Origin of the sequence: Curtobacterium sp. MCLR17_051, assembly GCF_003234395.1 — a bacterium.
GTDB lineage: Bacteria > Actinomycetota > Actinomycetes > Actinomycetales > Microbacteriaceae > Curtobacterium > Curtobacterium flaccumfaciens.
Genome location: NZ_QKTA01000016.1, coordinates 29,122 through 52,142, shown reverse-complemented (window position 1 = coordinate 52,142; position 23,021 = coordinate 29,122). Strand labels below are relative to the sequence as shown.

The following is a 23,021-nucleotide window of genomic DNA, read 5'->3' as shown; positions in this document are numbered from 1 at the left end:
CCGTCCGTCGTGGACGCGGCCTGACCGCCCCTGCCGACCCACGCGGGTCGGCCCGCCTCAGCGCTCCGCGCGCCCGGCGAAGCGGTACCGGAACCCGGGCACACCGTCGGCGGTGACGACCACGTCGTAGTACCCCCACTCGTCGAGCGGCCAGTGCATCGTCTTGTGCCCGGAGCCGCGGACGTGCGCGGTCTCGCGGTGCTCCACGAAGTCGTTGGCCACGAGCACGAAGCGGAGCTCGGCCCGGCCGGTGTTCTCGAGCAGGAGCTGCAGGGTGCGCCGACCGCGGGTGTCCCGGACGACCGAGACGTGCGGGATACCGCCGGTCGCCGGACCACCGACCTCGACGGTGCCGGCGAAGCGCCGGAGGAACCGGTCGGGTCCGTAGACGCTGACGTCGTACGCGCCGTCGGTCGTCGTGGTGTCCCATGCCCAGTCGGCGGTGGCGCCGACGGGGACGGTCTTCGGGTGGGCGGCGAACGGCATCGCGGTGTTCGGGTACACCAGGAAGTTGACCCCCTGGCGACCGTCGTTCGCGAGGGTCACGGTGACCCGACCGGTGCTCCGGTCGACGGTCGCGTCCGCGTGCTGTCGGTAGGGCAGGCTCCGACGGCGGACGGTGCCGGGCTCCTGGACGGGCACGGTCTGCGCGCCGATCGCGGGTTCCTCGATGGGCGGCTTCGCCTGGTCGGCGTCGGCGGCCGCGACCAGCGCGCGGGTCTGCTCGATGCCGGGGACCACGTCGGCGCCGGGGATGCTCGCGTCGGGGGTGCTGAAGTCGAAGCAGCTCGTCAGGTCCCCGGAGACGGTCCGCCGCCAGTCGGAGATGTTCGGCTCGCGGACGCCCGTGACGTGCTCGAGGAACTGGATCACGGAGGTGTGGTCCGCCACCTGCGAGTTGACCCACCCGCCACGGCTCCACGGGGACACCACGGTCATCGGCACGCGGGCGCCCATGCCGATGGGCAGGCCGTCGACGTACTCGTCGGGGGTGCCGGGTTCGGCGAACGGGGGGACGACGTGGTCGAAGTACCCGTCGTTCTCGTCGTAGTTGATGAGCAGGACGGTCGAGGCCCAGGTGTCCGGGTTGCTGAAGAGCGCCTGCACGACGGCGTTCGTGTAGTGGGCGCCGTAGTCCGGGCTGGCCGCCGGGTGCTCGCTCCAGCCGTAGGGTGCGACGACGTACGACACGGTCGGCAGGCTGTTGGTCGCGCAGTCCTGCCCGAACTGGCTGAGCAGGTGGGTGACGTCGAGGCCCTTGCCCGAGTTCGGCTTCCACCCGTCGTGCAGACCGGCACGCGCGGCGAGCTCCTGCTGGGCGGGATCGGAGGACGCGAGCGCGCGGTGGTACTGCTCGAACAGCCAGAGCGGGTTGTCGCCGTAGTCGCCGACGTACGGGTCGGCGGAGCTGTCGCCGACCTCGTCGTTGGCGTAGGTCTTCCAGGTGACCCCGGCCGCCTGCAGCCGTTCGGCGTAGGTGGTCCAGGCGAACACCGGTTCGTAGTCCGCCGGGTTGTCGGTCGCCGGTCCGCCCTGGGCACCGCGGGGGTCGATGGTGCCGGACCACTGGTACAGGCGGTTCGGCGTCGTCGGACCGTTGAGCGAGCAGTGGTAGTCGTCACAGACCGTGAACGCCCCGGCGAGTGCGCGCTGGTACGGGATGTCCTCGCTGGTGAAGTAGCCCATCGTCTGGGCGCTCTTCGCGTCGACCCACCGGTTCCAGGCTCCGCCGTTCCACGCGGTGTGCCCACCGCCCCAGGAGTGGTCGAGGCCGTCGGCGTTCTGCGCGTTGAACCGGGTGGTGTCGAGCCGGAACGGCAGCATGGCGCCACCGTCGGTGCGGGCCGCCGCCGGCTGGTGGAAGACGTCGTGTCCGGTCGGCAGCTCGAGCGCCTGCTTGTCCGAGAACCCGCGGACCCCGGGCATCGTGCCGTAGTAGTGGTCGAACGACCGGTTCTCCTGCATGAGCACGACGACGTGCTTGACGTCGGCGATCGTGCCGGTGGGGACGGCACGAGCGGTCGCGGCGCTGGCGCGGTCGGCCGCGCCCGGTCCGAACGCGGACCCTGCGGCGACGCCGGCCATGATCGCTGCTGCGCCGCCGACCAGGACCGTCCGGCGGCTCAGGCCGGGGCGGACCGCTGCGGTGTACGCCGCGTCCGGGGTCAGCGGTGGTGCGGCGTCCAGGCTGACGTCGGGTGCGCCGTGTTCGGGCTTCCTCGTGCTCATCGCGGGCCTTCCAGGTCGGTGGGAGTGCGGGCGCTGCGGGGGAGGAGCACCCGTCAGCATGACAACGAGGTGCGCTGAACCGTGCCTTGCCCGGCCGTGGCGGCGGAGTGAACGCGTCCGGTGGAGTCGGGATCGACCTGTCCAGGTGCGCCGCGGCTCGGCCCTGTGGTTCCGGTGTCGATCCCGCGAGGACTCCGACGCACCTGGACAGCTCCTGCCGCGGCGGGGGAGGATCACCGGGTGCGACCACTGTTCCGGGACATCGCTGAGGACCTCGCCGACCGGGTGCTCCGCGGTGAGTTCGACGCCACGGGTGTCCTGCCGGCCGAGCACGACCTGGCGGCCGACTACGCCGTCGCGCGCGGCACCGTGCGGAACGCGCTCGAGCTGCTCCGCGACCGGCAGGTCCTGACGGCACGTGCCGGCTCCCGCTGGCGCGTCCGCACCACGACGCTCGGTCACGACGCCGGCGCGCTCGAGTCCTTCGGTCAGCTGGCCAGGGCCCGGGGGCACGAGCCCGGCGGGCGGGTCGTGGCGGTCGAGGAACGACCGGCCACCGTGCGCGAGCGGCGCCTGTTCCGCGCCGCGCACGACGAGCCCGTCCTGCACGTCGTGCGGGTGCGCTCCCTCGACGGTGTGGACGTCATGCTCGAGCGCACCGCCTACGCGCCGTGGGTCGCCGCCGTCATCCGGACGATCCCGGGCGGGCAGACGTCGGTGTCGGCGACCCTGGAGGACCGGTTCGGCATCCGGGTCGGTGCCGCCGTCACCACCGTGGACGCGCTGCTGGCCGACGACGCCGACGCCGCGCTCCTCGGGGTCCGGGGCGGCGCGGCCCTCCTGCAGGTGCGCCGGTCCAGCACCGCCGAGGACGGCCGCCCGCTCGAGGCGGGCGACGACCGGTACGTCGCCGGGACGGTGCCGCTCCGGATCCGGACGTCGTCCGCAACGGTACCGGTACCGGTACCGCCGACCGGCACCGGGCACGACGACGCGGGATGAGCCGGACGGGAGGCCCGGTGCCAGCTGGCACCGGGCCTCCCGTCCGTCTCATCTCGACCCCACGACGTGGGCCGGCAGGCGGGGTCAGCGTCGCGGGGTGCCGTCCGCGGCGGCGGCCGCCGCCAACCCTGCTTCGATGACGTCGACGGGGTCCGGCAGGGCCGCGATCGACGCCGCGACCTGACGGCTGCGGGCGCGGTGGGTCGGCGAGGCGAGGACCTCGCGGACCGCCCGACGGATCGCCGCCGGTCGTGGCGTCCCGGAACGCAGGTTCTGCCCGCACCCGGCCCACGCGACCCGGGTGGCGACCTCCGGCTTGTCCTCGGTCGACCCGGCGACCACGAGCGGCACGCCGTGTGCGAGGGCACGCTGCACGCCGCCGAACCCGCCGTTCGTGACGACGACGCTGCACCGCGGCAGCAGCTGGTCGTAGGGCAGGAAGGTCGCCACCCGGGCGTTGGCGGGCAGTGCCGTGCCGAGCGCGCGGTCGACCTGGTCGACGGGGCGGCCACCGGTGGTCGCGACGACGAGGACGTCCTCGTCCGCCAGCGCGCGGAGCGTCGGCGCGATGAGCCGGCCGAGGTCGACGGTGTCGATCGTGCCCTGGGTCACGAGCGCCACCGGGGTGTCGGTGTCCAGGTCGTCCCACCACGCGGGCAGGTCGGCCGCGGGCGTCGGTGCCGCGCGGGCCACGACCGGACCGACGAACCGGACCGAGTCGGGGAGCTCGCGCCGCGGGTACTCGAGCTCCGCGACGCTCAGCTGGAACAGGGTGTCGAACGCGCGGTACGCGAAGTCGAAGGTGTCGATCGTCGACGGCGGTGCCCCCACCTCGGCGAGCACGGCGTCCACCGCTCGACGCAGCGGCCGGGTGAGCACGGGGTGGATCGCGGCGGTGAGCAGTCGGTTGCGCGCGCGAGCCACCGGCCCGCGTCCCGGGGAGAGCGCAGTGCCGAAGGGTGCCGCGTCGACGCTGGTGAGCGTCACCGGGGTGGTCGCGATCCCGAGCACGGGCAGACGCTCCGCGGACGGCAGGGCCAGGTACGGCGCGAGCCCGGTGAACGACGCCTCGCCGAGCACCGCGTCGAAGCGCCCCGCTGCCAGCAGCGCCGTCAGCGCGCGGTACTGGGACGGGATCGCGCGGACGAACATGGCGATGATGCCCTCGCGGACGACGGCGATCCCGCGTGCCGCACTGGCGTCGGCGAGCCGCTCCTGCAGATCGGCGTCGTCGAAGTCGACGTCGGCGGGCAGCGCCACGAACCGGAGCCCGGCGCCGACGACGAGGTCGCGGTACTTGGACCCCGTCAGCACGGTGATCTCGTGGCCGCGCTCCGCGAGGTCGCGGCCCACGTCGACGAGGGGCGCGAGGTGGCCGTAGACGGGCGGGGCGCAGAGCAGGTACGAGGACACGGGGGCCGCTTCCGTCGGGGGATGGCCGGACGTTCGGAGCGTAGGTGCGGCGAGCAGGCGCGTGGCGCGGCACGGACTGGGAGTGGGTGAGAGTCCTCGAGCATCGGCACCCGGACGCTAGGGTCGCTGCATGACCACACCCGCGGGGGCGAGTTCGGGCAACGGCTACTGGCGCGGCCAGATCGGGGCGACGGCCCTGTTCGGCGTCGGCATGGTGGTGTGCAGCGTGGTGCTCTTCCGGGTGGACCCCGACGAGCCGGGGCGGGCGGTCCTGCTCGCGTTCGGGGGCCTGCTCTTCCTCACGACGCTCGGTTGGGCGGTCGACGCCGCGACCCGCTCGGACCCCCGGCAGCGCGCGCTCTTCGCGTGGGCCATCGCCCAGCACGAGGCTGCGGGGCACGGCAACGACGCCCTCGCGCTGGCCGATGCCGCCCGTGCCCGCGACGGTGCGCTCGACGCCGAACGGATCCGGGCGCTGCAGGCGCTCCGCCCCGACAACCCGTACCCGGGCGGCCCGCTCGACGACGACTCGGACGGCGGGACCGCCGGAACTCGCGAGACGGGAGCGAACCGACTCGGGGTCCCGCTCCTCGCGATGTTCCTCGCGTTGACCGGGCTGTACTGCAGCTGCTGGCCGTCGGTGTTCGTGCTCGGGTGGCCGTTCCAGTTCGTCGCGTCGATCCTCGCGGTGGTCGCGATCGTGCGGCCCGGTCGCGGACGCCGGCTCGGCGTCGTCGCGGCGATCGTCTCGGTGCTCGGCACCCTCGTGACGGTCGGCATGCTCGTGTGGCACGTGGTCGAGGCGAACGGCAGCTAGCTGCCGCGGTCGCGCGTGCGGCTCGCGACGTGGGCGGGTGACGGACTGGAGGCTCGGTGCCGGCTGGCACCGGGTCTCCAGTCCGTCTCGTGACACCCCAGGACGCGGGCCGGCGTGCGCGGGCCGGCCACCTGTTTCGGTGGGCGCGCGGCGCGGCAGGTGGGAACAGACTCGCAACGTCGATGAAACACACGCCCTGTGGGGTGGATGCATGGACGTCACCACCACGGATCGTGCTCCCGCTCGCTGGTACCACTCGCTGTTCGTGCAGATCGCGATCGGGGTGGCCCTCGGCATCGCCGTCGGGGTCTGCTTCCCCGCGGCCGCGCCGGTGCTCAACGTGGTGGGGCAGGGGTTCATCCGGCTGATCGAGATGGTCATCGCGCCGCTCGTGTTCATCGTCGTGGTGACGGGCATCGTGCACGTCGGGGACCTGCGCTCCGTGGGACGGATCGCCGGCAAGGCGATGATCTACTTCCTGCTCGCGTCGTCGTGCGCGCTCGTGTTCGGGCTGCTGGTGGGCAATCTCGTGCGCCCCGGGGCCGGCCTGCGGATCGACCCGTCGTCGCTCGACGCCTCGGCCGTGGCGGCGAAGACCGCGGGCGGCACGGCTCCGAACGCGGGGACCTTCATCCTCGACCTCATCCCGTCGAGCGTCGTGAACGCGTTCGCGACCAACGACATCCTGCAGGTGCTCGTCTTCGCGGTGTTCGTCGGCGCGGCGATCGCCGCCATCGGCAGTGACCGTGCGCGGCCGCTCGTGCGGGGCCTCGACCTGTGCCTCGAGGTCGTCTACCGGATCCTGGGCTGGGTGATGCGTCTGTCGCCGCTCGGTGCGTTCGGCGCGATGGCGTACGTGGTCGGGCAGTACGGCATCGACACCCTGGGGTCGTACGGGCTGCTGATCGCGGCCTGCTACGGCGCAGCGGCGGTGTTCATCGTGGCGCTGCTCGTCGGCGGGTGGCTGCTGTCCGGGGTGCCGATCTGGCGGTTCGTCTGGCACACCCGCGCCGAGTTCGGGCTGGCCCTGGGCACCGCGTCGACCGAGGCCGTCCTGCCGCGGATGATCACCCGGCTCACCGAGGTCGGCGTCTCACGGAGCGTCGCCGGGCTCGTCGTGCCGACGGGGTACTCGTTCAACCTGGACGGGGCGGCGATCTACCTGTCGATCTCGCTGCTGTTCCTGACCCAGGCGTTCGGGGTGCCGCTGACGCTCGAGCAGCAGGTGGCCGCACTCGGGGTGCTGCTGCTGACGTCGAAGGGCATGGCCGGGGTGCCGGGCTCGTCGTTCCTGGCGCTGTCCGCGACGGCGACGAGCCTCGGGCTGTTCCCGGTCGCGGGCGTCGCGCTGCTGCTCGGTGCCGACCGGGTCATGGACGCGATGCGGGTGAGCGTCAACCTGCTCGGCAACTGCGTCGCGACGCTCGTGGTGGCGCGGTGGCAGGGCGAGCTCGACCGTGAGCGGGTGGACGCGGTGCTGCGGCCCGGTCGAGGGGTGCGGCCGTCGTCGGAGCCGTCGCACGCAGCGGGCGCAGCGGCGGTGTCGGCGCCGGTTCGCTGAGGGGTCGGGGCGCGCTCGCGGCGCGGTCAGCGTTCGAGGACGGCGCGCTGCTGGTCGTACTGCTGGCGGGTCCGGTGGCCGCCCATCTTGCGGACGACGGCGCCCGAGGGGTCACGCGTGATCCGCCACCAGATCGCGATGCAGAGCGCGTCGACCGGCAGAGCCGTGCCGAGTCCGACCAGGAGCTGCCTGCCGAGGTCCGTCCGCCACGGCAGACCCGAGACCTCGAGCGCGGTCACGACGAGCAGACAAACCACGATGGTGATCGGGCTGAGCCAGAGCTTCCGCACGGTGCGTTGACGTGCCACGTCGATCTCCGCCAGCTGCGCCAACGGCAGCGTCGAACCGACGTGCTCGCGGGGCTCGCCACCGACGATGACGGCGGCAGGGCCGGGGGTGGTCGCTGTGTCGTCCGCGTCCGTGGCGGGTCGCCACACCACGTCGTCCAGGTGCTCCAGGTCGTCGTCGACGCGGAACCAGCCGCCTTCGAAGCCGTCGGCAGCGGCGTCGGGATCGGCGCGAGGCGTGGTCGTGGTCACGTCGGTCATCTTGGCAGCAACAGGCGCCGCTGGAACACCACCGATTCGGGGGTGGGGCGAAGGCGTCGCCCGCGGACCCGGGGCGCGTTCTGCTGGCAGGATGGTCCCCGACACCACGGGGGCGGGGGCCGGCATGGGCACGGAACAGCAGGACTGGCGTGACCAGGGGACGGGCCCGACGACGGGGCGAGGGAACGCGATCGCCATCGCACTCGTGCTGCCGGTGCTGCTCGTCGTGAGCTGGGCGGTCCAGATCGGGGCGTACCTGGCGCGCGACTTCGGGTCGATGGACGACCGGCTCGGTGCCGGGGGCGTGTTGGCACGGCTGGTGATCGGCGCCGTGCTCGCCGTGGGGATCCCAGTGGTCGTGCTCGTCGTGCAGGTCCGGGCTCGTCGGCGCGAACCGCGGCACTCGCTGGCCGCCGTGGTCGCGGCGATCGTCGTGCTGGTCATCGCCGTACCGTGGAACGGCCTGGTCCTGACGTCACAGGTGCGGAGCATGGTCGCCGACGCCCGACAGCGCGCGCAGCCCGCGACCGATGCCGAGCGGCACTTCGCCGACGGCGACGCCCGCGCCACACTCGAGCGGATCGGAGACCGCACGGTTCGGATCCTCGGCGGCGACCGGAAGTCCGCCTACCGCGATGGCGAGCGGGCCGGTGGTGCGTACAGCGAGGAGTGCCAGCTGTCGAACGCGCACCAGGGGGTCAGGTGGCGGTACTGGTACCACCCGGACAACTACACGGACGCCGACGGCAAGGAACTCCTGCCCGAGGACCACACGTTGATCGAGGATGCGAACCGCGACGTGGACCGCGTCCGCGCGTACTGGGAGTCCGAGGGCATCGACGCGCGGTCGGAAGAGGACACGGTGCCCGACCAGATCGCGCCGACCGCCGACTGGCTCGAGAGCGGCTCGTCGTACACACGGCCCGGTCCGGACGTCGACTTCCGCACGATCTGCCTCGTGCGCTGACCCGAGAGTCGTCGGGTCGTCGCTCCGGCGCAGTGGATCGACAGCTCAGGTGGGTCGGTTGTTCTGGCCGTAGCCGGTTCGTGACCCCTCGATTGCGCTGTCGAGCATCCGGGTCCAGGTGGCCCTGGACTCTGTGCTGAGGTCCCCGCCCTCGTTCAGGAGCCAGTGGCTCGAGGCGACCGTGACGCCGCTCATGAGCGATCCAACGAGCAGATCGACTTCGAGACGGCTCCAACTCGGGTAGCGGGTGGAGAGATGCTCGGCCAGGTGCAGCGAGGTTCGGTCCATGACCTGTCGGAGCAGGGCTTCGTGCCGGGGTGACGCTTCGTCGCCTCGCCCGACGACTGCTCCGACGGACACGATCACGTCGGGCATGCTCGTGGCGCGCAATGACCGAGACACCTCGTCAAAGACAGCGGCACGAGAACCGTCGGTCCCTGGCGCGGCCGCACTCACTTCGTCGAACGTCGCCCACGCAGTCTCGAACTGCTCGACACTCGCCGTCACCAAGACGTCTGACACCGAAGGGAAGTAGTTGAACACCGTCGCCCGAGACATGTCAGCACGCTCGGCGAGTTCTTCGACGGTGAAGGCGGGGCCACCCCGTTCGGCGACCAACGCGATGGCCGCGTCGAGGATCGCGCGTCGTGAGCGGGCCTTCAACATCTCGCGGCGTCCGCGCGGGATTGCAGGGGAACTCATACGCCGAGTGTAACGCCCAAATGCTAGACGGCGTCGATGTTTAGACGTAGTCTCGATTCACCACGTCGGCTTGCATGAAGGGCACCATGAGCACGAACGAGCAGTCACCCCAGTCCCTACCTCCGCAGGACGAGCGGACTGGCAGAGACCGTCCGGCGCGTTTCCGGTGGGCGTGGACCGTCGCTGCCGTGGTCGGCGCCGTCCTGGGGGGCCTTGTTGTCGTCCTCGCTGCCGGGAACCTCGTTCCCGCGACGAGCAACATCGTGACGCTCGGCGGCTCGATGGCCTGGGGCTATTTCGCGCCACACCTGGTGATCGTCAGTGTCATCGCTGTTCTTCTCTGCGTTCCCCTCTGGCGGGCACGGCGACGACCCGTGATCCGGGGCATCGCCTCTGTTCTCGCCCTTGGGGCGCTGGTCGCCTCGACCGGCATCACCGCAGCCCTGGTGCATTCGGCGACGGCGAACGGCGGTTCCGTGAACTTCGCCCGCACTCTGGCGCTGACGAACACGCCCGTGACCCCGACCAAGATCACGACCTACGTCACGGCTGGCGGCAAGGCCCAGCAAGCGCGCATCTACGAACCCAAGGGCGGCCCGAAGGGCGCGCCGGTGATGATGTACATCCATGGCGGCGGCTGGTACGGCGGTACTGCGGAAGAGTCCGACAGTCTCGCGCAGCGGTGGGCCGATCGGGGCTGGTACGTCGTCAACGTCGACTACCGGCTCGCGGACGCCACGCACGCAACATGGGACGAAGCCCCCGCCGACGTCGCCTGCGCCCTGACCTGGACGGACAAGCTGGCGAAGGACGTCGGCGCTGACACCGGCAAGCTGACCGTCATGGGTGACTCCGCAGGCGGCCACCTCGCCATGCTCCTCGGCTGGTCCGCCGCCGCGGGTGCCGCCCCCTCCACGTGCCCCGGAGCTGGCAAGGTCCCCGTTCCCGACGCCGTCGTGGCCGGGTATCCCGTGAGCAACATCGACTACACGTACGACCACGGCGCCTCACCCCTGCCGAGCTTCAACCCGCAGGAGTTCACGCGCTTCTTCCTCGGTGGCGCACCTGCTGACGTCCCCGACCACGTCCGAGCAGTGTCACCCTCGACCTACCTCAGCACCGCGATCCCGGCGACTCTCGTCCTGCAGCCCGAGCGAGATGACTTCATCCCCGCCAAGGGCAACGACGAGGTGATGAAACAGGCGAAACAAGCGGGCGCCGACGCCACGATCGTGCAGGTCCCCTTCGCTTGGCACGGATTCGACGCCACAGAGGACAGCATCGGCGGCCAAGTCAAGATGACTGTCACCGAGAACTGGCTGGAGAAGCGCAACCTCGCCCCCTAGGCCACGCCCCGTAACCCGCCTGCTACTGAGGCGGCGGAGCCGCAGGTGTGCCGCGGCTCGTGCGCCCTAGCGGGCTGGCCGCGTTGGAGTTGCGCAGCGACGCGAGACCACTGGTCGTGCTCCCACTGCGCGCACGCGTGCTGGCGCCCTGAGGAACCGAAGTCGTTCTCGACGTTCGCGCTGGCCGTCATGATCGTCTGGCCGTCGATAGCGCGGACCAGGAAGTCGATGTTCAGCACCGAGCCGGTGCCACCGATGTTCTTGTCCGTCACCGTCGAGATCATGCCCGAGTTCAGGCCGGGCTTCGCCGTTGGGTTGGTGAAGTTGTAGAGGGTGGTCACGCGAAAGCTGTCCAAGGAGGCCGATGCCCGGACGCTGCCGCTTTCGGTGTTTGAGCTTGGTTCGGTCCTCCTCGGTCGATCGCCCGCATGGTCGTCGGCTCACTGATCCTCCGGCTGGTTGTCCGGCATCCATGGGACAGGAGCGCTGCAGGTCACGAGATCGCGAACAGGGTGTCGAGTGCGTCGTCGAGGTTCGTGTCCCAGTCGAAGGCACGCGACTCGTCGATACTGCGCCAGTGGTGCTCCTTGCTGAAAGCGACGATGGGAGCGGTGACAGCGGCGTGGTTGAGCAACCAAGCGAGGGCGAGTCCGGCGGGTGAGATGCCGTGGTCGGCGGCGAGTGTGTCGAAGCGACGTACGGTGTCCATCAGCTCGGCGTCGCCGAGGCGCCGTTCCGCGTGGGGCGCAGTGCTGGCGCGGCTGCCGGTCTGTGGTCGCTGCCCATCGCTGTAGCGTCCCGCCAGGATGCCGTTCGCGAGTGGGGAGAACGGCGTGTACGCGAGGCGTTCTGCTGTGACCAGGGGCAGGACGTCCCGGTCGTCGCTCCGGTCGAGCAGGGAGTAGGAGTTTTGCACGATCTCGGGTCGGTGGAGTCCGAGGCGATCTGCGGTCGCGAGTGCGTCGGCTAGTTGGATGGCGTTCACGTTGGACAGGCCGTACGCGCGGATCCTGCCGTCGTCGACGGCGTCGCTGAACACCGGGAGCGATCGTTCCCAGGGGGTGGAGGGATCGGTGGTGTGCGCGAGGTAGAGGTCGACGTGCCCGAGGGTCTTCGTGCTGTTTGCGAGTTGCCTCCGGATCCGTTCCGGGTCCAGATCCGGCCCGTTCGCGGTCACACCGGTCTTCGTCTGGGTGAGGGTGGAGCTGTCCGGATGCGTCCGGTTCCACTGTCCGATGACGCGCTCGCTCGTGCCTCCTGTGTAGGCGTCAGCGGTGTCGAACGCCGTGAACCCTTCTGCGACCGCTCGATCGAGCAGGGCGAGTCCCTCGTCTTCGGACAATCCGATGCCGGGGCCTGTCGACATGGCGATGCCGCCGATGTTGCCGGTGCCGAGGATGAACGGTCCGAGTTGTTCGCGGCGGCCGGAGTGGGTGGATTCGATCCACGTCATCAGTGTTCCTTCCGCGGCGGCGTCGGGCTCGAGGTCCGGTCGCTCGCCTGTTGCTGGTCTCATCGGTCCCTACGTACGTGCGAGCGCCGCAGCGGAGGCGCTGACGTGCGGGGCCAGCGGCGCGGAGCGGCATCTTGTGGTGCTGTCCGCGCCGCTGTTCGCAGTGCTCAGTCCACGAGGGTGAACGTCATCTTCGGCTCGACCTTGAGGAACCGTGAGATGAGGCACCCCCGTGCCGCGGTGATCGCGAGTCCCTGGAACTGGCCGGGTTCGATGCCGGGCACCTTCGCGCGCATCGTGATCGTGATCGGTCCCGCCTGGGTGACGTCGAGGCTCAGCTCGTTGTCGACGTCGACGGTCGTCTCGATGAACTCCGCGGTGAAGTTACCCCACCCGAACACGTTCGCGAAGGCCTGGTTCAGGCAGCCGGCGTAGGCGACCGCGAGGAGTTCCTCCGGGATCGCTCCGTCTGCGCCCTCGAAACGGCTGGCGAAGTCGTACGGGACATCAGCGAGGGTGTCTGTGCCGGTCGACAACGACCCACGTCCTTCCTTCCACGACCCGCTCCACTGAGCCGTGCCTGCCGCGATCATCGTGCGCCTCGTGCGGACGCCGGCATGGTGGCGTCGTGCAGCTGGTGGTTCATCGCTGTGCCTGGGTGGCGAGCTCGGCGCTGACAGCGCCCATGACCGCCGGCAGGTCCAGGTCGGTCTGCGTGTCCTGTGCCCAGCCGCGAGCGACGAGCAGTCCGAAGCGCTCCTGGGTCTCGGGGCGAGGGATCGCGTCGAGGATCTCGCGGAACGACTGCAGGAGGTCTCCCGCCGAAGGCGGCGCGACGCGCTCGTTCACCAGACGCTTCACGGTCGCGAGCGCGTGCTTGTCGAAGCTCGCGAGCCGTCCGGCCAGGCGATCGACGAAACCATCGAGTTCGGCGTCAGGGAGCGCTCGGTTGATCCACCCGTACTCCGCTGCGGTGACAGCGTCGTAGTCGTTGCCGGATGCCAGGACCTCAAGCGCTCGGGAACGTCCGACCAGCTGCGGCAGCCAGTCGAAGCCGCCTCCGCCCGGGACGGCACCGGAGCCGATCTCCGGCTGTGCGAACACGCCCTTCTCGATGCTTGCGAAGCGCATGTCGAGGGCAAGCGCGAACTCGTCCCCGATCCCGCGAGTGCGGCCACGCACCGAGCCGATGGTGATGACCGGGGCGTGTGCCATCCGTGTGACGAAGTCGTGCCAGGTCTCCGGCAGGGACGCGGCACCGGGCACGTCAGGCACGTCGGACATGTTCTGGACGTCGAGCTGCGAGAGGAAGTAGTCAGGATCCGCGCTGTCGAAGACGACGACCTTGAGAGCAGGGTCCGTCTCCATGCGCTCGACAAGGAGACGCAGTGCCGCGTAGACGCTGGGGCCGAGCATGTTCATGGGCGGGTTCGCGAACGTCGCGCGGACGAAGCCCGGGCTCTCCTCGGTGATGTGCAACGGGACGGTGAGACCGGAGTGGTCGTATCGCGGCGTCAGGGTGACGGCTTCAGTCATGGTTCTGCTCCTCGGGATGGCGAAGTACACCGATCGGTGTGCAACACCACGAACGTACACAAGCTGGAGCCAAACCACAACGATCGGTATACTTGAGGCATGACGACGGAATCAGCTGCACCCGAGAAGCGGTCACGGAGCGGTCGCGGGGCTCGCGGACGGATCCTCGAGGCAGCGGCGACGCTCTTCTACGAGGAGGGGATCGTCACCACCGGCGTGGAACGGCTCGCCGAGGTCGCGCACGTGTCCAAACGCACCCTGTACGACCACTTTCCGAGCAAGGCCCTGATCGTCGATGAGTACCTCCGTCAGTTCGAGGAATCCGGCATCGACAGTGAGCGGGTCCTCGACCAGGTGCAGCTGAGCCCGCGCGATCGCCTGTTGGGGATGTTCGCCGATCTTCCCGACAACGCCCCCCTCCGCGGCTGTGCCTTCCACAACGCCAGCGTGGAAGCGGCCGCCACGATGCCGGCCGTCGGGGAAGCCGTGATCCGGCACAAGACCGCGTTCCTGGCGAAGCTCACGGCAACCGCCACGGAGGCCGGCGCGTCGGATCCGGGTTCGTTGGCGCGCCAGATCTCGGTCCTCTTCGAGGGATCGCGGGCGCTGACGACCTCTCTTCAGTCGCGCGACATCATGGCGGAGGCCCGCGCCGCCGCAGCGGTGCTCATCGATGCAGCGACCGTCTCGTCCGGCAGCCACTGACTTCTTCCGTCAACCTGCTGACGATCCGAGACGTGAGCGACGAGGTGCCTCGATGGCCGCTTCGCGGTCCTGCATCGGCTGTTCAGCTATGAGCTCGGCGCCGCAGGCATCCCGACGGCCGCGGAGGAGGGTCATGCGCTGCCGGACAGCGGCAGCGATGCAGGTTGGGAACTCCCGCCGAACTAGCACACGCCGCCGCAGGCACCGACAGAACCTCGCTGACCAACGAGCTGACCGTCGGACAGCCGCGCCGCCGTGGTGTGGCGGGACCTGCGCTCCTCACCGCGGGGCGGGCGTCCAGCCGACCAGGCGCTCGACGGCGGCCAGGACGACGGCCGGGGGGTCACCTGTCACGATCTCGGTCCGGACCCGTCCGGCTGCGACGCGGAACGACGGCTCGGTCAGGAGCTGCGACGCAGTGGTGCGGATGTCCGCCGGGGTCGCCGTCGCGGCGTCGAGGACGAGTCCGGCGCCCAGGGTCTCGATGCAGCTGCCGTTCGGCAGTTGGTCCGCACCGAGCGGCAGGACCAGCAGGGGCACCCCGTGCGCGAGCGCCCCGGTCACCGATCCGGATCCGCCGTGGTTCACCACGAGGTCCACGAGCCCGAGCACCGAGTCCTGCGGGACGTACTGCTCGACCCGGATCACTCCCGGGCCCGCCGGCACCGGGAAGGTCGTCGGGTCGACCCAGGGTCCGGTCGTCACGAGGATCCGCGCCGGCAGGGCGGCGAGCCCGTCGATGAGCCGAGCGAACAGGTCGCCTGACTTCGTGTTGAACTCGGTGCCGAGCGTGACGTAGACGCGCGGTCCGTTGCCGGCGGCCAACCACGCCGCGGCATCCGACGGTGGTGACGACCAGGTGTCCGGTCGCATCCGGATGACCGGACCATGCAGCTCGTGCCCGGATCGCATCGACGGCGGGAACGGGACGACGGTGAGCGAGCCGCCGAGCATCTGCTGCTGCGGGTCGGGCCCGAGTCCCGCGCGTCGGCGGAGCGCCTCGAGCGGCTCTCGCACCGCGTCGCGCCAGGTCCCGCCAGCCGAGGCGAAGGCCAGGACCACCACGCACGGCACCCCGGCTCGTTCGGCGGCGGTCATCGCGCCGAAGTCGAACTCCCCGCAGACCACGAGGTCGGCCGTCCACCGAGAGACCAGCCGTCCGACGTCGACGACGGCCCCGGCGGCCGCGTCCCCCAGGAACACCTGGGGGACGCGGGTGAGCACCGTGCTCGGGTCGATCGGGGTCAGGGTGCCGGTGCCCGGCCTGCTCGCCGGCAGCTCCACGTCCCGCGGCTGCCGGTGCGAGAACCCGGTCTGTTCGAGGACGGCCTCGCGTGCGCCGCTCAGTGCGGTCCGGTGTCCGGCAGCGCTGGCAGCGCGGGCGAGCGGCAGCATCGGCGCGAGGTGTCCCCGCCCGCGTGGGAACGAGAACACGATGCGCAGGGGTTCCGGAGCCCCGTAGCCGGGCCGGCCGTTCGCAGCAGACACAACAGGGCTCCGATCGTCGCGCGGACCGCCTGCCCGCTTCGTCAGACAACCGTATGGCGAACGACGGTCGCGCTCCATGAACCCTTGGTCAGCCTCGCGGGGCGCTCACGCACGGACCGTGCTCACTTGCCGGCGGCCTCGTTGTACGACTCGATCTGCTTGCCGGCCTGTTGCTCCGCGTCCTGCATCGTCGACTCGACGTCGGCACCCTCGACGATCCGGTTGAAGGCGCCGATGACGGTGGCGCGCACCGTCGGGAACGCGCCGGTGATGCAGCCGGCCGCGGCGACGCTCGTGGGGTCGTCGGCGAGCTGCTGGTACATCGTGGCGATGTTCGGGTCGGACAGGGAGCGCTTGCCCACGGTGGTGTCCTGGGCGTCGGTGTTCATCGCGACGTAGCCGGTCGCCTTCGCCCACTCGGCCTGCACGTCCGGCGTCTGGAGCCACTTGGCGAACGTGTACGACGCCTGCTGCTCGGCGGACGAGTGGCCCTTGCCGGAGATCCACAGCGCGTTGCCGCCGATGACCTGCCCGGCGTCGTCGGAGGCCGACGTGGTGGGGAACCGGGCGACGACGGACTTCGAGCCGTCCGGGTCGACCGTCGTGTAGGCACCGGACGAGGTCAGCAGCATCCCGACCTTGTTGCTCGAGAACGCCGAGTTCTGGACGGTCGAGTCGGTGCCGGGGTTCAGGGCAGCGCCGTCCTGGTAGAGCTTCTGCAGCGTGGTCATGAACTGCACCTGGGTGTCCGAGGTGAGCGAGACGCCGGTGACCGGCTTGCCCTTCCGCCCGTTGTCCGGCGTGCAGAAGGGCTGGCCGCCCGAGGCGCTGAGTTCCTCGAGCATCCACGAGTCGCCCATGTTCATGCTCATGCCGTAGCCACCGGTCGCGGCGTGGATCTTCTCGGCCCAGGTCGCCACCTGCGCCAGCGTCTTCGGCGGCCTCGTGGCGTCGAGGCCGGCCTTCGCGACGAGTGCCTTGTTCAGGTAGAGCACGGGCATCGAGACCGAGAACGGCATCGCCGCGAGTGCCTTGCCGTCGCTGTAGTACGTGGCGGCGGCCGGGGCGATCGTGTCGGTGCCCGACGTCGATCCACTGATCTTCGCGGGGGACACCGTCTGGCCGGAGTCGATCATGAAGCCGGTCGACACGTCGTTCATCATGAGCAGGTCCGGCGTCGAGCCGGACTGCACCGCCGCCGTGTACTTCGTCTGGACGGCCGCGTAGTCGCCCTGGAACGACGACTTCACGGTGATGTGCTGGTCGTTCTCCTTGTTGAAGCGGGCGACGAGCGCGTCGAGCTCGGTCGCGGGCGGCCCGGACATGGCGTGCCAGAAGTCGACGGTGACGGGGCCGGAGCTGTCCGACGCGGAGCTCGACGTGGAGCACCCGGTCAGGGCCAGGACCGCGACTGCCCCGGTGGCGAGTGCGGTGAGGGTGGTGGAACGAGTCGTCACTTGAGCGCGCCGGCGGTCAGGCCGCCGGCGAGGAACCGCTGGGCGACGAGGACGAGGACCAGGACGGGGAGGGTCACCATGGCGGCGCCGGCGAGGACCACGCCGATGTCGGCGGCCTCGGCGTCGGACAGCTGGGCGATGCCGACCTGCACGGTGCGGTGCTCCGGCGAGTTGGTGACGAGGAGCGGCCAGAAGAACCCGTTCCAGGCGGCCGTCGCGCTCACCAGGGTGACCGAGACGAGCGTCGGGCGGGTGAGCGGCAGGAGCATGGACCGGATGAACCGGAAGTGTCCGGCGCCGTGTCGATGAGGTGCCACGACGAGACGGTCAGGTAGTTCGCGATCAGGGTCGTCTCGCCGGGGATCATCATGCTGGCGAGCAGGACGAGGAACAGGGCGCGGGTGCCCCGGAGTCGACAGAACACCAGGGCGTAGGCGGTGATGATGCCGATCACGACCTGCAGCACCGTCTGGGCGAGGGTGACGACGACGCTTTTCAGGAACTGCTGCCCGAGCGGGACGACCTGCGTGGCGCGGACGATGTTGTCGAGCGTCAGGTGGATCGGCACCAGACCGGCGAGGCCCTGGTGCAGGTACCGGGTCGGGGTGAGCGCGCCCTCGAACACGTAGTAGAGCGGGAAGCAGACGACGACGACCGCGATGATGAGCCAGGCGTAGACGAAGACGCTCCGGAGCCGGCGTGCGGTGACGGGGCGCATCAGTAGTTCACCCGCTTCTCGAGCACGCCGAACTGCACCAGCGACAGCCCGAGGACCAGCAGGAACAGCACGACCCCGAGCGCGGCGGCGAGACCGAAGTTCGCGCTGCCGGACCCGAACGCCTGCTGGTAGATCGCATAGACGAGGGTCTTCGACGAGTCGGCCGGACCGCCGCCCGTGAGGATCTGGATCTGCCCGAAGGTCGTGAGTGCCTCGACGGTTCCGGTCACGACGACGAAGAAGAGCGTCGGCGTGACCAGCGGCAACGAGATCGACCAGAGTGTCCGCACGGGCCCGGCGCCGTCCAGGTGCGCCGCCTCGATGACGTCCTGGTCGATGGCGCCGAACGCTCCGAGCAGGAGCAGCACGGTGAACCCGAGCGACCCCCAGATCGTCACGACGATGACGCTCGCCAGGGCCCACTGCGTGCTCGTCAGGAACGGCACGGGCGCGCCGCCGAACTGGGTGATCACCGTGTTCAGCAGCCCGTTGCCGGGTGCGAGCATCGCCGCGAACGCGACGGACCCCGCTGACACGGACACGACCATGGGTGCCGTCAGGAGTGCGCGGAAGACCGGCAGGCCGCGGAGCTTCACGGTCAGGGGGATCACGACGAGCAGACCGAACACGATGCGGCCGACGACCACGCCGACGCAGAAGACCGCGGTGGTCAGCATCGTCCGTCCGAACGCGGGGTCGGTGAACGTGCGGACGTAGTTCTGCAGCCCCACCGAGCCCGCCGGCTGACCGAAGATGTCCGTGCCCTGGGTGCTGAGGACCAGGACGCGGCCGAGCGGGTAGAAGACGAAGACCGCGAACGCGAGCAGCGCCGGAGCGAGGAGCACCAGACCGAGCCGGCGGTCCGAGCGCAACGAGGACCGCGTCGTCCGGGTCGCCCGGGGCGGATGCGGCGACTGCGGTGACCGCGGCGACCCTGCGGTACGCGGGGGACCGGCGACCAGGCCGGACCTGACGGGGACCGTCATGGGGCGGACTCCTCCGAGTAGGGAACGTTCCCTAACCGGGAACGACTCCACTGTGCGGCGGGGGTCGGAGACCGGTCAAGGCACGTCGACCACCCGCCGTCACCCGTTCACGCCGCGTTCAACCCCTCCGCCGATCGGGTGCCGACGTTCATCGCCGCACGCCGCGCGTTCACCTCGGGTTCGGCCCGTCGACCGGCGTGGTTCGCCGTCCAGGGGCCTCGACGTCGTAGAACCGGGGACCATGCGAACCGTTCCTGCTCCCCAGACACTCCGGGCGATCGCCGAGGAGGCCGCGCGCACCGTCGCGCCCGACCTGCTCGCCGTGTTCCGCGCCCCGATGACCATCAGCACGAAGCGCGACGCGCACGACGTGGTGACCCTGCACGACCGCGCCGCGGAAGAGGCGATCACGGCGGTGCTCACCGCCGCCGTGCCGGGTTCCGTCGTGCTCGGCGAAGAAGGCGGCACCACCGGCGGCACCGACACCACCGGCACCGCCGGGGGCGTCGGCAGCACCGCGGGCCCCGTGGTGCGGTGGATCGTGGACCCGATCGACGGCACCGCGAACTTCGCCCGCGGACTCGCGTACTGGTGCATCTCGATCGCGGCCGAGGTCGACGGCGAGGTCGTCGCCGGGGTGGTCTTCGACCCGGTCGCCGACCACGTGTTCGCGGCGGACGACGTCGGCGCCTGGCTCGACGGTGCGCCGATGCACTCGTCGTCGGGGCCGGACGACGCAGCGACGGTCCTGACGAGCTTCCCGGTGCAGCAGGACCTCGACCTGCTCGGCGAAGCAGCGGCGTTCGACCTGCTCCGGGACCTGACGCTCCGGTACCGCCACCACCACAGCCTCGGCAGCGGCGCCCTCAACCTGGTGCACGTCGCCGCCGGGTGGTCGGACGTCACGATGGGCTTCGCCACGCACCCGTGGGACGTCGCGGCCGGAGCGCTGGTGCTCGAGCGCGCCGGCGGGTGGTTCCGGGGCTTCCGTGGGGGCGAAGCCGTCGACCGTGCGCACCTGGCCGACGACTACGTCGCCGCCGGCGCCGGGGGATCGCACGCCGAGCTGGTGCGCCGGGTGCAGGAGCTGTCGGTCACGACCGCCACCGACTGAGCCGCCGACCGGGCCGCCAGCCGGCCCGCCGACTGAGCCGCAGACCGGGCCGCCGACCGGTTCGACGCGGGCGTCGCGAGCGGTCAGCCGAGCGGGTGCCCGGCGACCGCCCTGGCGGTGGACCCACGCGGCAGCAGGTGCGTCGGGAGCACCTCGTGCCGGTCGCCGCGGCGACCCCGGAGCCGCTCGACCACGAGCTCGACCGCCCGCGCGCCCATCCGGACGCGCGGCTGGTCGACACTCGTCAGGTCGAGCCGTTCGCCGAGACCGGTGCCGTCGAACCCGGTCACCGCCGCCATCCGGGGGAGCGCGAGCCCCGCGCCGTCGGCGATCGCCACGAGCCGTGCCGCGGTCGCGTCGTTCGTCGCGACGAACGCCGTGACCCCGTCGCCGAGGTGTCGCGCGATCCGCGCCGGGTCGGCTGCCAGGGCCTCGACGTCGTCGACGCGGTGGTCGCCCGGTGCGCCGAGCTGCGCGGTGACCGCGGCGTGCGCGACGGCACGACGAGTGGTCGAGGGGTGGTCGGACTCCGCCACGAAGCACGTGCGCCGGTGCCCGAGTGCAGCGAGGTGGAGCACCAGCGCGCGCATGCCCGCCTCCTCGTCGGCGCGCACGGTGTCGAGTCCGAGGCCGGCGAGCGCCGACCCGCTCGACCCGACGACCGCGACCGGCAGGTCGCGCGCGACGGCAGCCAGCCGTGCCGGGGCGAGCCGACTGCTCAGGACCGCGACCCCGAGCACGCCGTCGGCCGATCCGTGGGAGGCGTGCAGGGCCTCCAGGCCGTCGGCCAGCCGGGCAGGGTCCCGGAACCCGTCCACGACGCGGAGCGCGAACCCCAGGGTCTGCGCGGTCGCGCGTGCGCTCCGGAGCGCTTCGTCGTGGAACGGGTTCGCGGCTTCGGTGACGGCCACCCCGAGTACGAGCGGCGCGCCCTGCGCGCGTCGCCTGGCGAGCGAACCGACCGGGAGGCCCAGCTCGTCCGCCGTCCGCACCGCGAGTTCCCGACGTGGCCGGGACACACCGTCGTCGCCCCGCAGGGCGAGTGACACGAGCGATCGCGAGATGGCGCACCGCTCGGCGACGTCGCGGAGGGTCGCGGCCACGGTCAGGCGAGCTTCCAGGTGTGGACGTGCTCCCACGTCATCGTCTGCCACCAGCGACCGGACCAGTCCGGGCTCGCGGTGCGGTAGAGCACGACGGTGTCGCCGCGGAACCCGGTCGGCACGTCGACGTCGAGCTCGCGGATGAACGCGCCGACCTCGTCGTGCAGGTCCGGCCGGCCGTACAGGTCGTGCGAGGCGAGGGAGAGGTGCGCGCGGTACTGCTCCGGGTCGTAGTCGTTCGCCAGCGGGACCTGCATCGGCTGCCGGAACGGTGCGACCGCGGCCTCGATGTCGGCGGCGAGCCGGACGAAGTCGTCGTTGTGCGAGCCGTCCGGTCGGGTCGCGACGTCGTAGACGAACCCGATGCCCTGTTCACGGACGCCGGCGTTGTGGACGTCGAACGCCGGTCGGCCGTCGAGCAGCGCCGTGACGGCCGCGACGACCTGGTCCTCGTGGCTGCCGAACGGCTGGCTGCCGACGAGCGTCGCGTGCGGTGGGAAGGCGCCGGCCGACAGCAGGCCGTACTGCGCGCGGAGCTGGTCGGTGACGACCGTGACGGCCCGGCAGGTGCGGGCGTCCGGGCGCAGGTAGATGCCGTGGCGGTAGGGGTCGCTCGGGTCGCGCGGCAGCTTGGCGGTGACGTTCTGGGGCATGGGTCCGTCCGTGGTCGGTCGATGGGGAACGTTCCCGATGGTCGGGAACGTTCCCCATGATCGACCGGACGGGCCCGGATCTCACCCGTCGGTCCGTGACGGAACGGTGAACGATGGGTGTCGGCGGCGCGGGGCCGGCCGTTCTCGTCGGTGCGCTCCGCCCGGCGCTCAGACGCGGGCGGCGGTCCGGCCCGGTACCAGGGTGCCGTCGACCGCGTTGTGGGTGACGCCCGTCGAGCGGCCGTCGATCTGGTCGACCACGTCGTCGACGGACAGACGACCGATCAGGCCGAGTGGCTGTCGCCACGAGGTGATGCCGAGCAGCTCGGTGGCGAGTGGAGCGACCCCGTCGTAGCCCGTGACCGACAGGTCGTCCGGTGCGCGGAGGCCGCGGCGGCGCATCGACTCGAGCACACCGACGGCCCAGCGGTCGCTCGGTGCCATGATCGCCGTGACACCTCCGGCCCGCAGGACCTGCTCGACGAACGAGTCGAGGTCCTCGGGGTCTGCTCCGTGGTCCTCGGAGCGGATCCGGAGCACCTCGGCGCCGCGTGCACGCAGCCGGCGCACCATCGCGTCGGTGCGTGCCGACTGCGTCAGTGACCCGGACGGTGTGACCGTCAGCACGGCGACGCGTCGGTGTCCGAGGTCGGCGACGTGGTCGGCGAGCCCGCGTCCGCCGCCGCGCTCATCGCAGTACGCGCTGCTCACTGCATCGTTCGTCTCGGGGCGCCCGGAGACCACGGTCGGGATGCGCCGGGCGAACGGCAGGACGTCGGCGATCGGCAGGGCGCCGCTGCAGACGATGAGCCCCTCGACGCGCAGGGAGACCAGGGTCTCGAGCGCCCGGCGTTCCTCGCTGACCGGGAACGACCCCGCACCCGTGGCGGTGACGACGCGGTACCCGCGCGCCGCGGCCTGCAGCTGGAACGCGGTCAGCAGGTGCCCGTAGAAGGGGGTGGAGGCGTCGCGGACGAACACCCCGAGCGTGTGCGTGCGGTGTGCCGACATGCCGCGGGCGTTCGCGTTCGCGACGTAGCCGAGGTCGAGCGCGGCCCGCTTGACCCGCTCGGTCGTCGACGGAGCCACGCCGTACGCGCCGGCGAGGGCGCGGGAGACGACCGACTTCGACACACCGGCCAGGGCGGCGACGTCGTGGATGGTCGGGACGGTGGGGTGTCCGGTCACCGCGGGCGCCGTTGTCTGGAGGACTGCACGAGTGT

The 23,021-nt window shown here is 71.3% G+C and carries 23 protein-coding genes; 7 read left to right on the top strand and 16 right to left on the bottom strand.

Features of this window, described 5'->3' with window-relative positions:
• Positions 1 to 57 precede the first annotated feature (57 nt).
• Positions 58 to 2,229, bottom strand: coding sequence for a phosphocholine-specific phospholipase C (locus DEJ06_RS13420; protein WP_111039638.1), 2,172 nt, complete (start codon positions 2,227 to 2,229; stop codon positions 58 to 60).
• A gap of 240 nt (positions 2,230 to 2,469) precedes the next feature.
• Here DEJ06_RS13420 and DEJ06_RS13415 point away from each other — a divergent pair, with 240 nt between their 5' ends.
• Entirely contained in the window at positions 2,470 to 3,231 is a 762-nt protein-coding gene (locus DEJ06_RS13415) for a GntR family transcriptional regulator (RefSeq protein WP_111039637.1), read from the top strand.
• An 84-nt stretch (positions 3,232 to 3,315) separates the two neighbouring features.
• On the opposite strand, the gene DEJ06_RS13410 is transcribed toward DEJ06_RS13415, so the two are convergent.
• Positions 3,316 to 4,644, bottom strand: coding sequence for a glycosyltransferase (locus tag DEJ06_RS13410; RefSeq protein WP_111039636.1), 1,329 nt, complete (start codon positions 4,642 to 4,644; stop codon positions 3,316 to 3,318).
• A 130-nt stretch (positions 4,645 to 4,774) separates the two neighbouring features.
• Here DEJ06_RS13410 and DEJ06_RS13405 point away from each other — a divergent pair, with 130 nt between their 5' ends.
• Together DEJ06_RS13405 and DEJ06_RS13400 are read left to right on the top strand one after the other, a co-directional pair.
• A complete protein-coding gene (locus DEJ06_RS13405) occupies positions 4,775 to 5,461 on the top strand; it encodes a hypothetical protein (RefSeq protein ID WP_111039635.1) in 687 nt (228 codons plus the stop codon).
• Positions 5,462 to 5,672: 211 nt separating this feature from the next.
• Positions 5,673 to 7,022 (top strand): cation:dicarboxylate symporter family transporter, encoded by a 1,350-nt coding sequence (locus DEJ06_RS13400; protein ID WP_111039634.1) that lies wholly within the window; start codon positions 5,673 to 5,675, stop codon positions 7,020 to 7,022.
• A 26-nt stretch (positions 7,023 to 7,048) separates the two neighbouring features.
• Here the strand turns inward: DEJ06_RS13400 and DEJ06_RS13395 are convergent, their stop codons facing one another.
• Complete coding sequence (locus DEJ06_RS13395) at positions 7,049 to 7,561, bottom strand: hypothetical protein (protein WP_146245866.1); 513 nt, start codon at positions 7,559 to 7,561, stop codon at positions 7,049 to 7,051.
• A gap of 100 nt (positions 7,562 to 7,661) precedes the next feature.
• Between DEJ06_RS13395 and DEJ06_RS13390 the strand changes: the two genes are divergently transcribed.
• Positions 7,662 to 8,537: a hypothetical protein gene (locus DEJ06_RS13390; RefSeq protein ID WP_146245865.1), complete on the top strand. Its 876-nt coding sequence runs from the start codon at positions 7,662 to 7,664 to the stop codon at positions 8,535 to 8,537.
• Positions 8,538 to 8,582: 45 nt separating this feature from the next.
• Here DEJ06_RS13390 and DEJ06_RS13385 read toward each other — a convergent pair whose 3' ends face one another.
• Positions 8,583 to 9,239: a TetR/AcrR family transcriptional regulator gene (locus DEJ06_RS13385; protein ID WP_111039631.1), complete on the bottom strand. Its 657-nt coding sequence runs from the start codon at positions 9,237 to 9,239 to the stop codon at positions 8,583 to 8,585.
• 188 nt (positions 9,240 to 9,427) lie between these two features.
• On the opposite strand from DEJ06_RS13385, the gene DEJ06_RS13380 reads away from it, so the two are divergent.
• Positions 9,428 to 10,585 carry an alpha/beta hydrolase gene (locus tag DEJ06_RS13380; protein WP_181437345.1) on the top strand — a complete coding sequence of 386 codons (1,158 nt, stop codon included), beginning with the start codon at positions 9,428 to 9,430 and terminating at the stop codon, positions 10,583 to 10,585.
• Here the strand turns inward: DEJ06_RS13380 and DEJ06_RS13375 are convergent.
• From DEJ06_RS13375 to DEJ06_RS13360, 4 genes are all read right to left on the bottom strand, one after another.
• The gene (locus DEJ06_RS13375; RefSeq protein ID WP_111039629.1) at positions 10,582 to 10,926 is read right to left on the bottom strand and encodes a hypothetical protein; all 345 of its coding nucleotides are present in this window, start codon (positions 10,924 to 10,926) and stop codon (positions 10,582 to 10,584) included. The two genes, DEJ06_RS13380 and DEJ06_RS13375, sit on opposite strands and share 4 nt — an antisense overlap.
• A gap of 152 nt (positions 10,927 to 11,078) precedes the next feature.
• The gene (locus DEJ06_RS13370; RefSeq protein ID WP_181436874.1) at positions 11,079 to 12,038 is read right to left on the bottom strand and encodes an aldo/keto reductase; all 960 of its coding nucleotides are present in this window, start codon (positions 12,036 to 12,038) and stop codon (positions 11,079 to 11,081) included.
• A gap of 167 nt (positions 12,039 to 12,205) precedes the next feature.
• Positions 12,206 to 12,631 (bottom strand): OsmC family peroxiredoxin, encoded by a 426-nt coding sequence (locus tag DEJ06_RS13365; protein WP_111039627.1) that lies wholly within the window; start codon positions 12,629 to 12,631, stop codon positions 12,206 to 12,208.
• A 49-nt stretch (positions 12,632 to 12,680) separates the two neighbouring features.
• Positions 12,681 to 13,574, bottom strand: a complete 894-nt coding sequence (locus DEJ06_RS13360) for an enoyl-CoA hydratase/isomerase family protein (protein ID WP_111039626.1) — start codon at positions 13,572 to 13,574, stop codon at positions 12,681 to 12,683.
• A gap of 99 nt (positions 13,575 to 13,673) precedes the next feature.
• On the opposite strand from DEJ06_RS13360, the gene DEJ06_RS13355 reads away from it, so the two are divergent.
• Entirely contained in the window at positions 13,674 to 14,279 is a 606-nt protein-coding gene (locus DEJ06_RS13355; RefSeq protein ID WP_111039625.1) for a TetR/AcrR family transcriptional regulator, read from the top strand.
• Between the two features lie 279 nt (positions 14,280 to 14,558).
• On the opposite strand, the gene DEJ06_RS13350 is transcribed toward DEJ06_RS13355, so the two are convergent.
• The 5 genes from DEJ06_RS13350 to DEJ06_RS13335 form a co-directional block, all read right to left on the bottom strand.
• Entirely contained in the window at positions 14,559 to 15,767 is a 1,209-nt protein-coding gene (locus tag DEJ06_RS13350; RefSeq protein ID WP_258372517.1) for a glycosyltransferase, read from the bottom strand.
• 122 nt (positions 15,768 to 15,889) lie between these two features.
• Positions 15,890 to 17,224 (bottom strand): ABC transporter substrate-binding protein, encoded by a 1,335-nt coding sequence (locus DEJ06_RS13345; protein ID WP_111039623.1) that lies wholly within the window; start codon positions 17,222 to 17,224, stop codon positions 15,890 to 15,892.
• A complete protein-coding gene (locus DEJ06_RS18635) occupies positions 17,221 to 17,541 on the bottom strand; it encodes an ABC transporter permease subunit (protein WP_258372535.1) in 321 nt (106 codons plus the stop codon). The genes DEJ06_RS13345 and DEJ06_RS18635 overlap by 4 nt, the downstream gene beginning before the upstream one ends.
• Positions 17,445 to 17,942 carry a hypothetical protein gene (locus DEJ06_RS13340; RefSeq protein ID WP_258372534.1) on the bottom strand — a complete coding sequence of 166 codons (498 nt, stop codon included), beginning with the start codon at positions 17,940 to 17,942 and terminating at the stop codon, positions 17,445 to 17,447. The genes DEJ06_RS18635 and DEJ06_RS13340 overlap by 97 nt, the downstream gene beginning before the upstream one ends.
• On the bottom strand, positions 17,942 to 18,814 hold the full coding sequence (locus DEJ06_RS13335; RefSeq protein WP_228516251.1) for a carbohydrate ABC transporter permease: 873 nt from the start codon (positions 18,812 to 18,814) through the stop codon (positions 17,942 to 17,944). The genes DEJ06_RS13340 and DEJ06_RS13335 overlap by 1 nt, the downstream gene beginning before the upstream one ends.
• 355 nt (positions 18,815 to 19,169) lie before the next feature.
• Here DEJ06_RS13335 and DEJ06_RS13330 point away from each other — a divergent pair, with 355 nt between their 5' ends.
• A complete protein-coding gene (locus DEJ06_RS13330) occupies positions 19,170 to 20,042 on the top strand; it encodes an inositol monophosphatase (protein ID WP_111039621.1) in 873 nt (290 codons plus the stop codon).
• Between the two features lie 83 nt (positions 20,043 to 20,125).
• Here DEJ06_RS13330 and DEJ06_RS13325 read toward each other — a convergent pair whose 3' ends face one another.
• The 3 genes from DEJ06_RS13325 to DEJ06_RS13315 form a co-directional block, all read right to left on the bottom strand.
• Positions 20,126 to 21,145, bottom strand: coding sequence for a LacI family DNA-binding transcriptional regulator (locus tag DEJ06_RS13325; RefSeq protein ID WP_181436889.1), 1,020 nt, complete (start codon positions 21,143 to 21,145; stop codon positions 20,126 to 20,128).
• Positions 21,146 to 21,147: 2 nt separating this feature from the next.
• The gene (locus DEJ06_RS13320; protein WP_111039620.1) at positions 21,148 to 21,798 is read right to left on the bottom strand and encodes a 2'-5' RNA ligase family protein; all 651 of its coding nucleotides are present in this window, start codon (positions 21,796 to 21,798) and stop codon (positions 21,148 to 21,150) included.
• A 168-nt stretch (positions 21,799 to 21,966) separates the two neighbouring features.
• A complete protein-coding gene (locus tag DEJ06_RS13315) occupies positions 21,967 to 22,986 on the bottom strand; it encodes a LacI family DNA-binding transcriptional regulator (RefSeq protein ID WP_111039619.1) in 1,020 nt (339 codons plus the stop codon).
• Between the last annotated feature and the right edge of the window lie 35 nt (positions 22,987 to 23,021).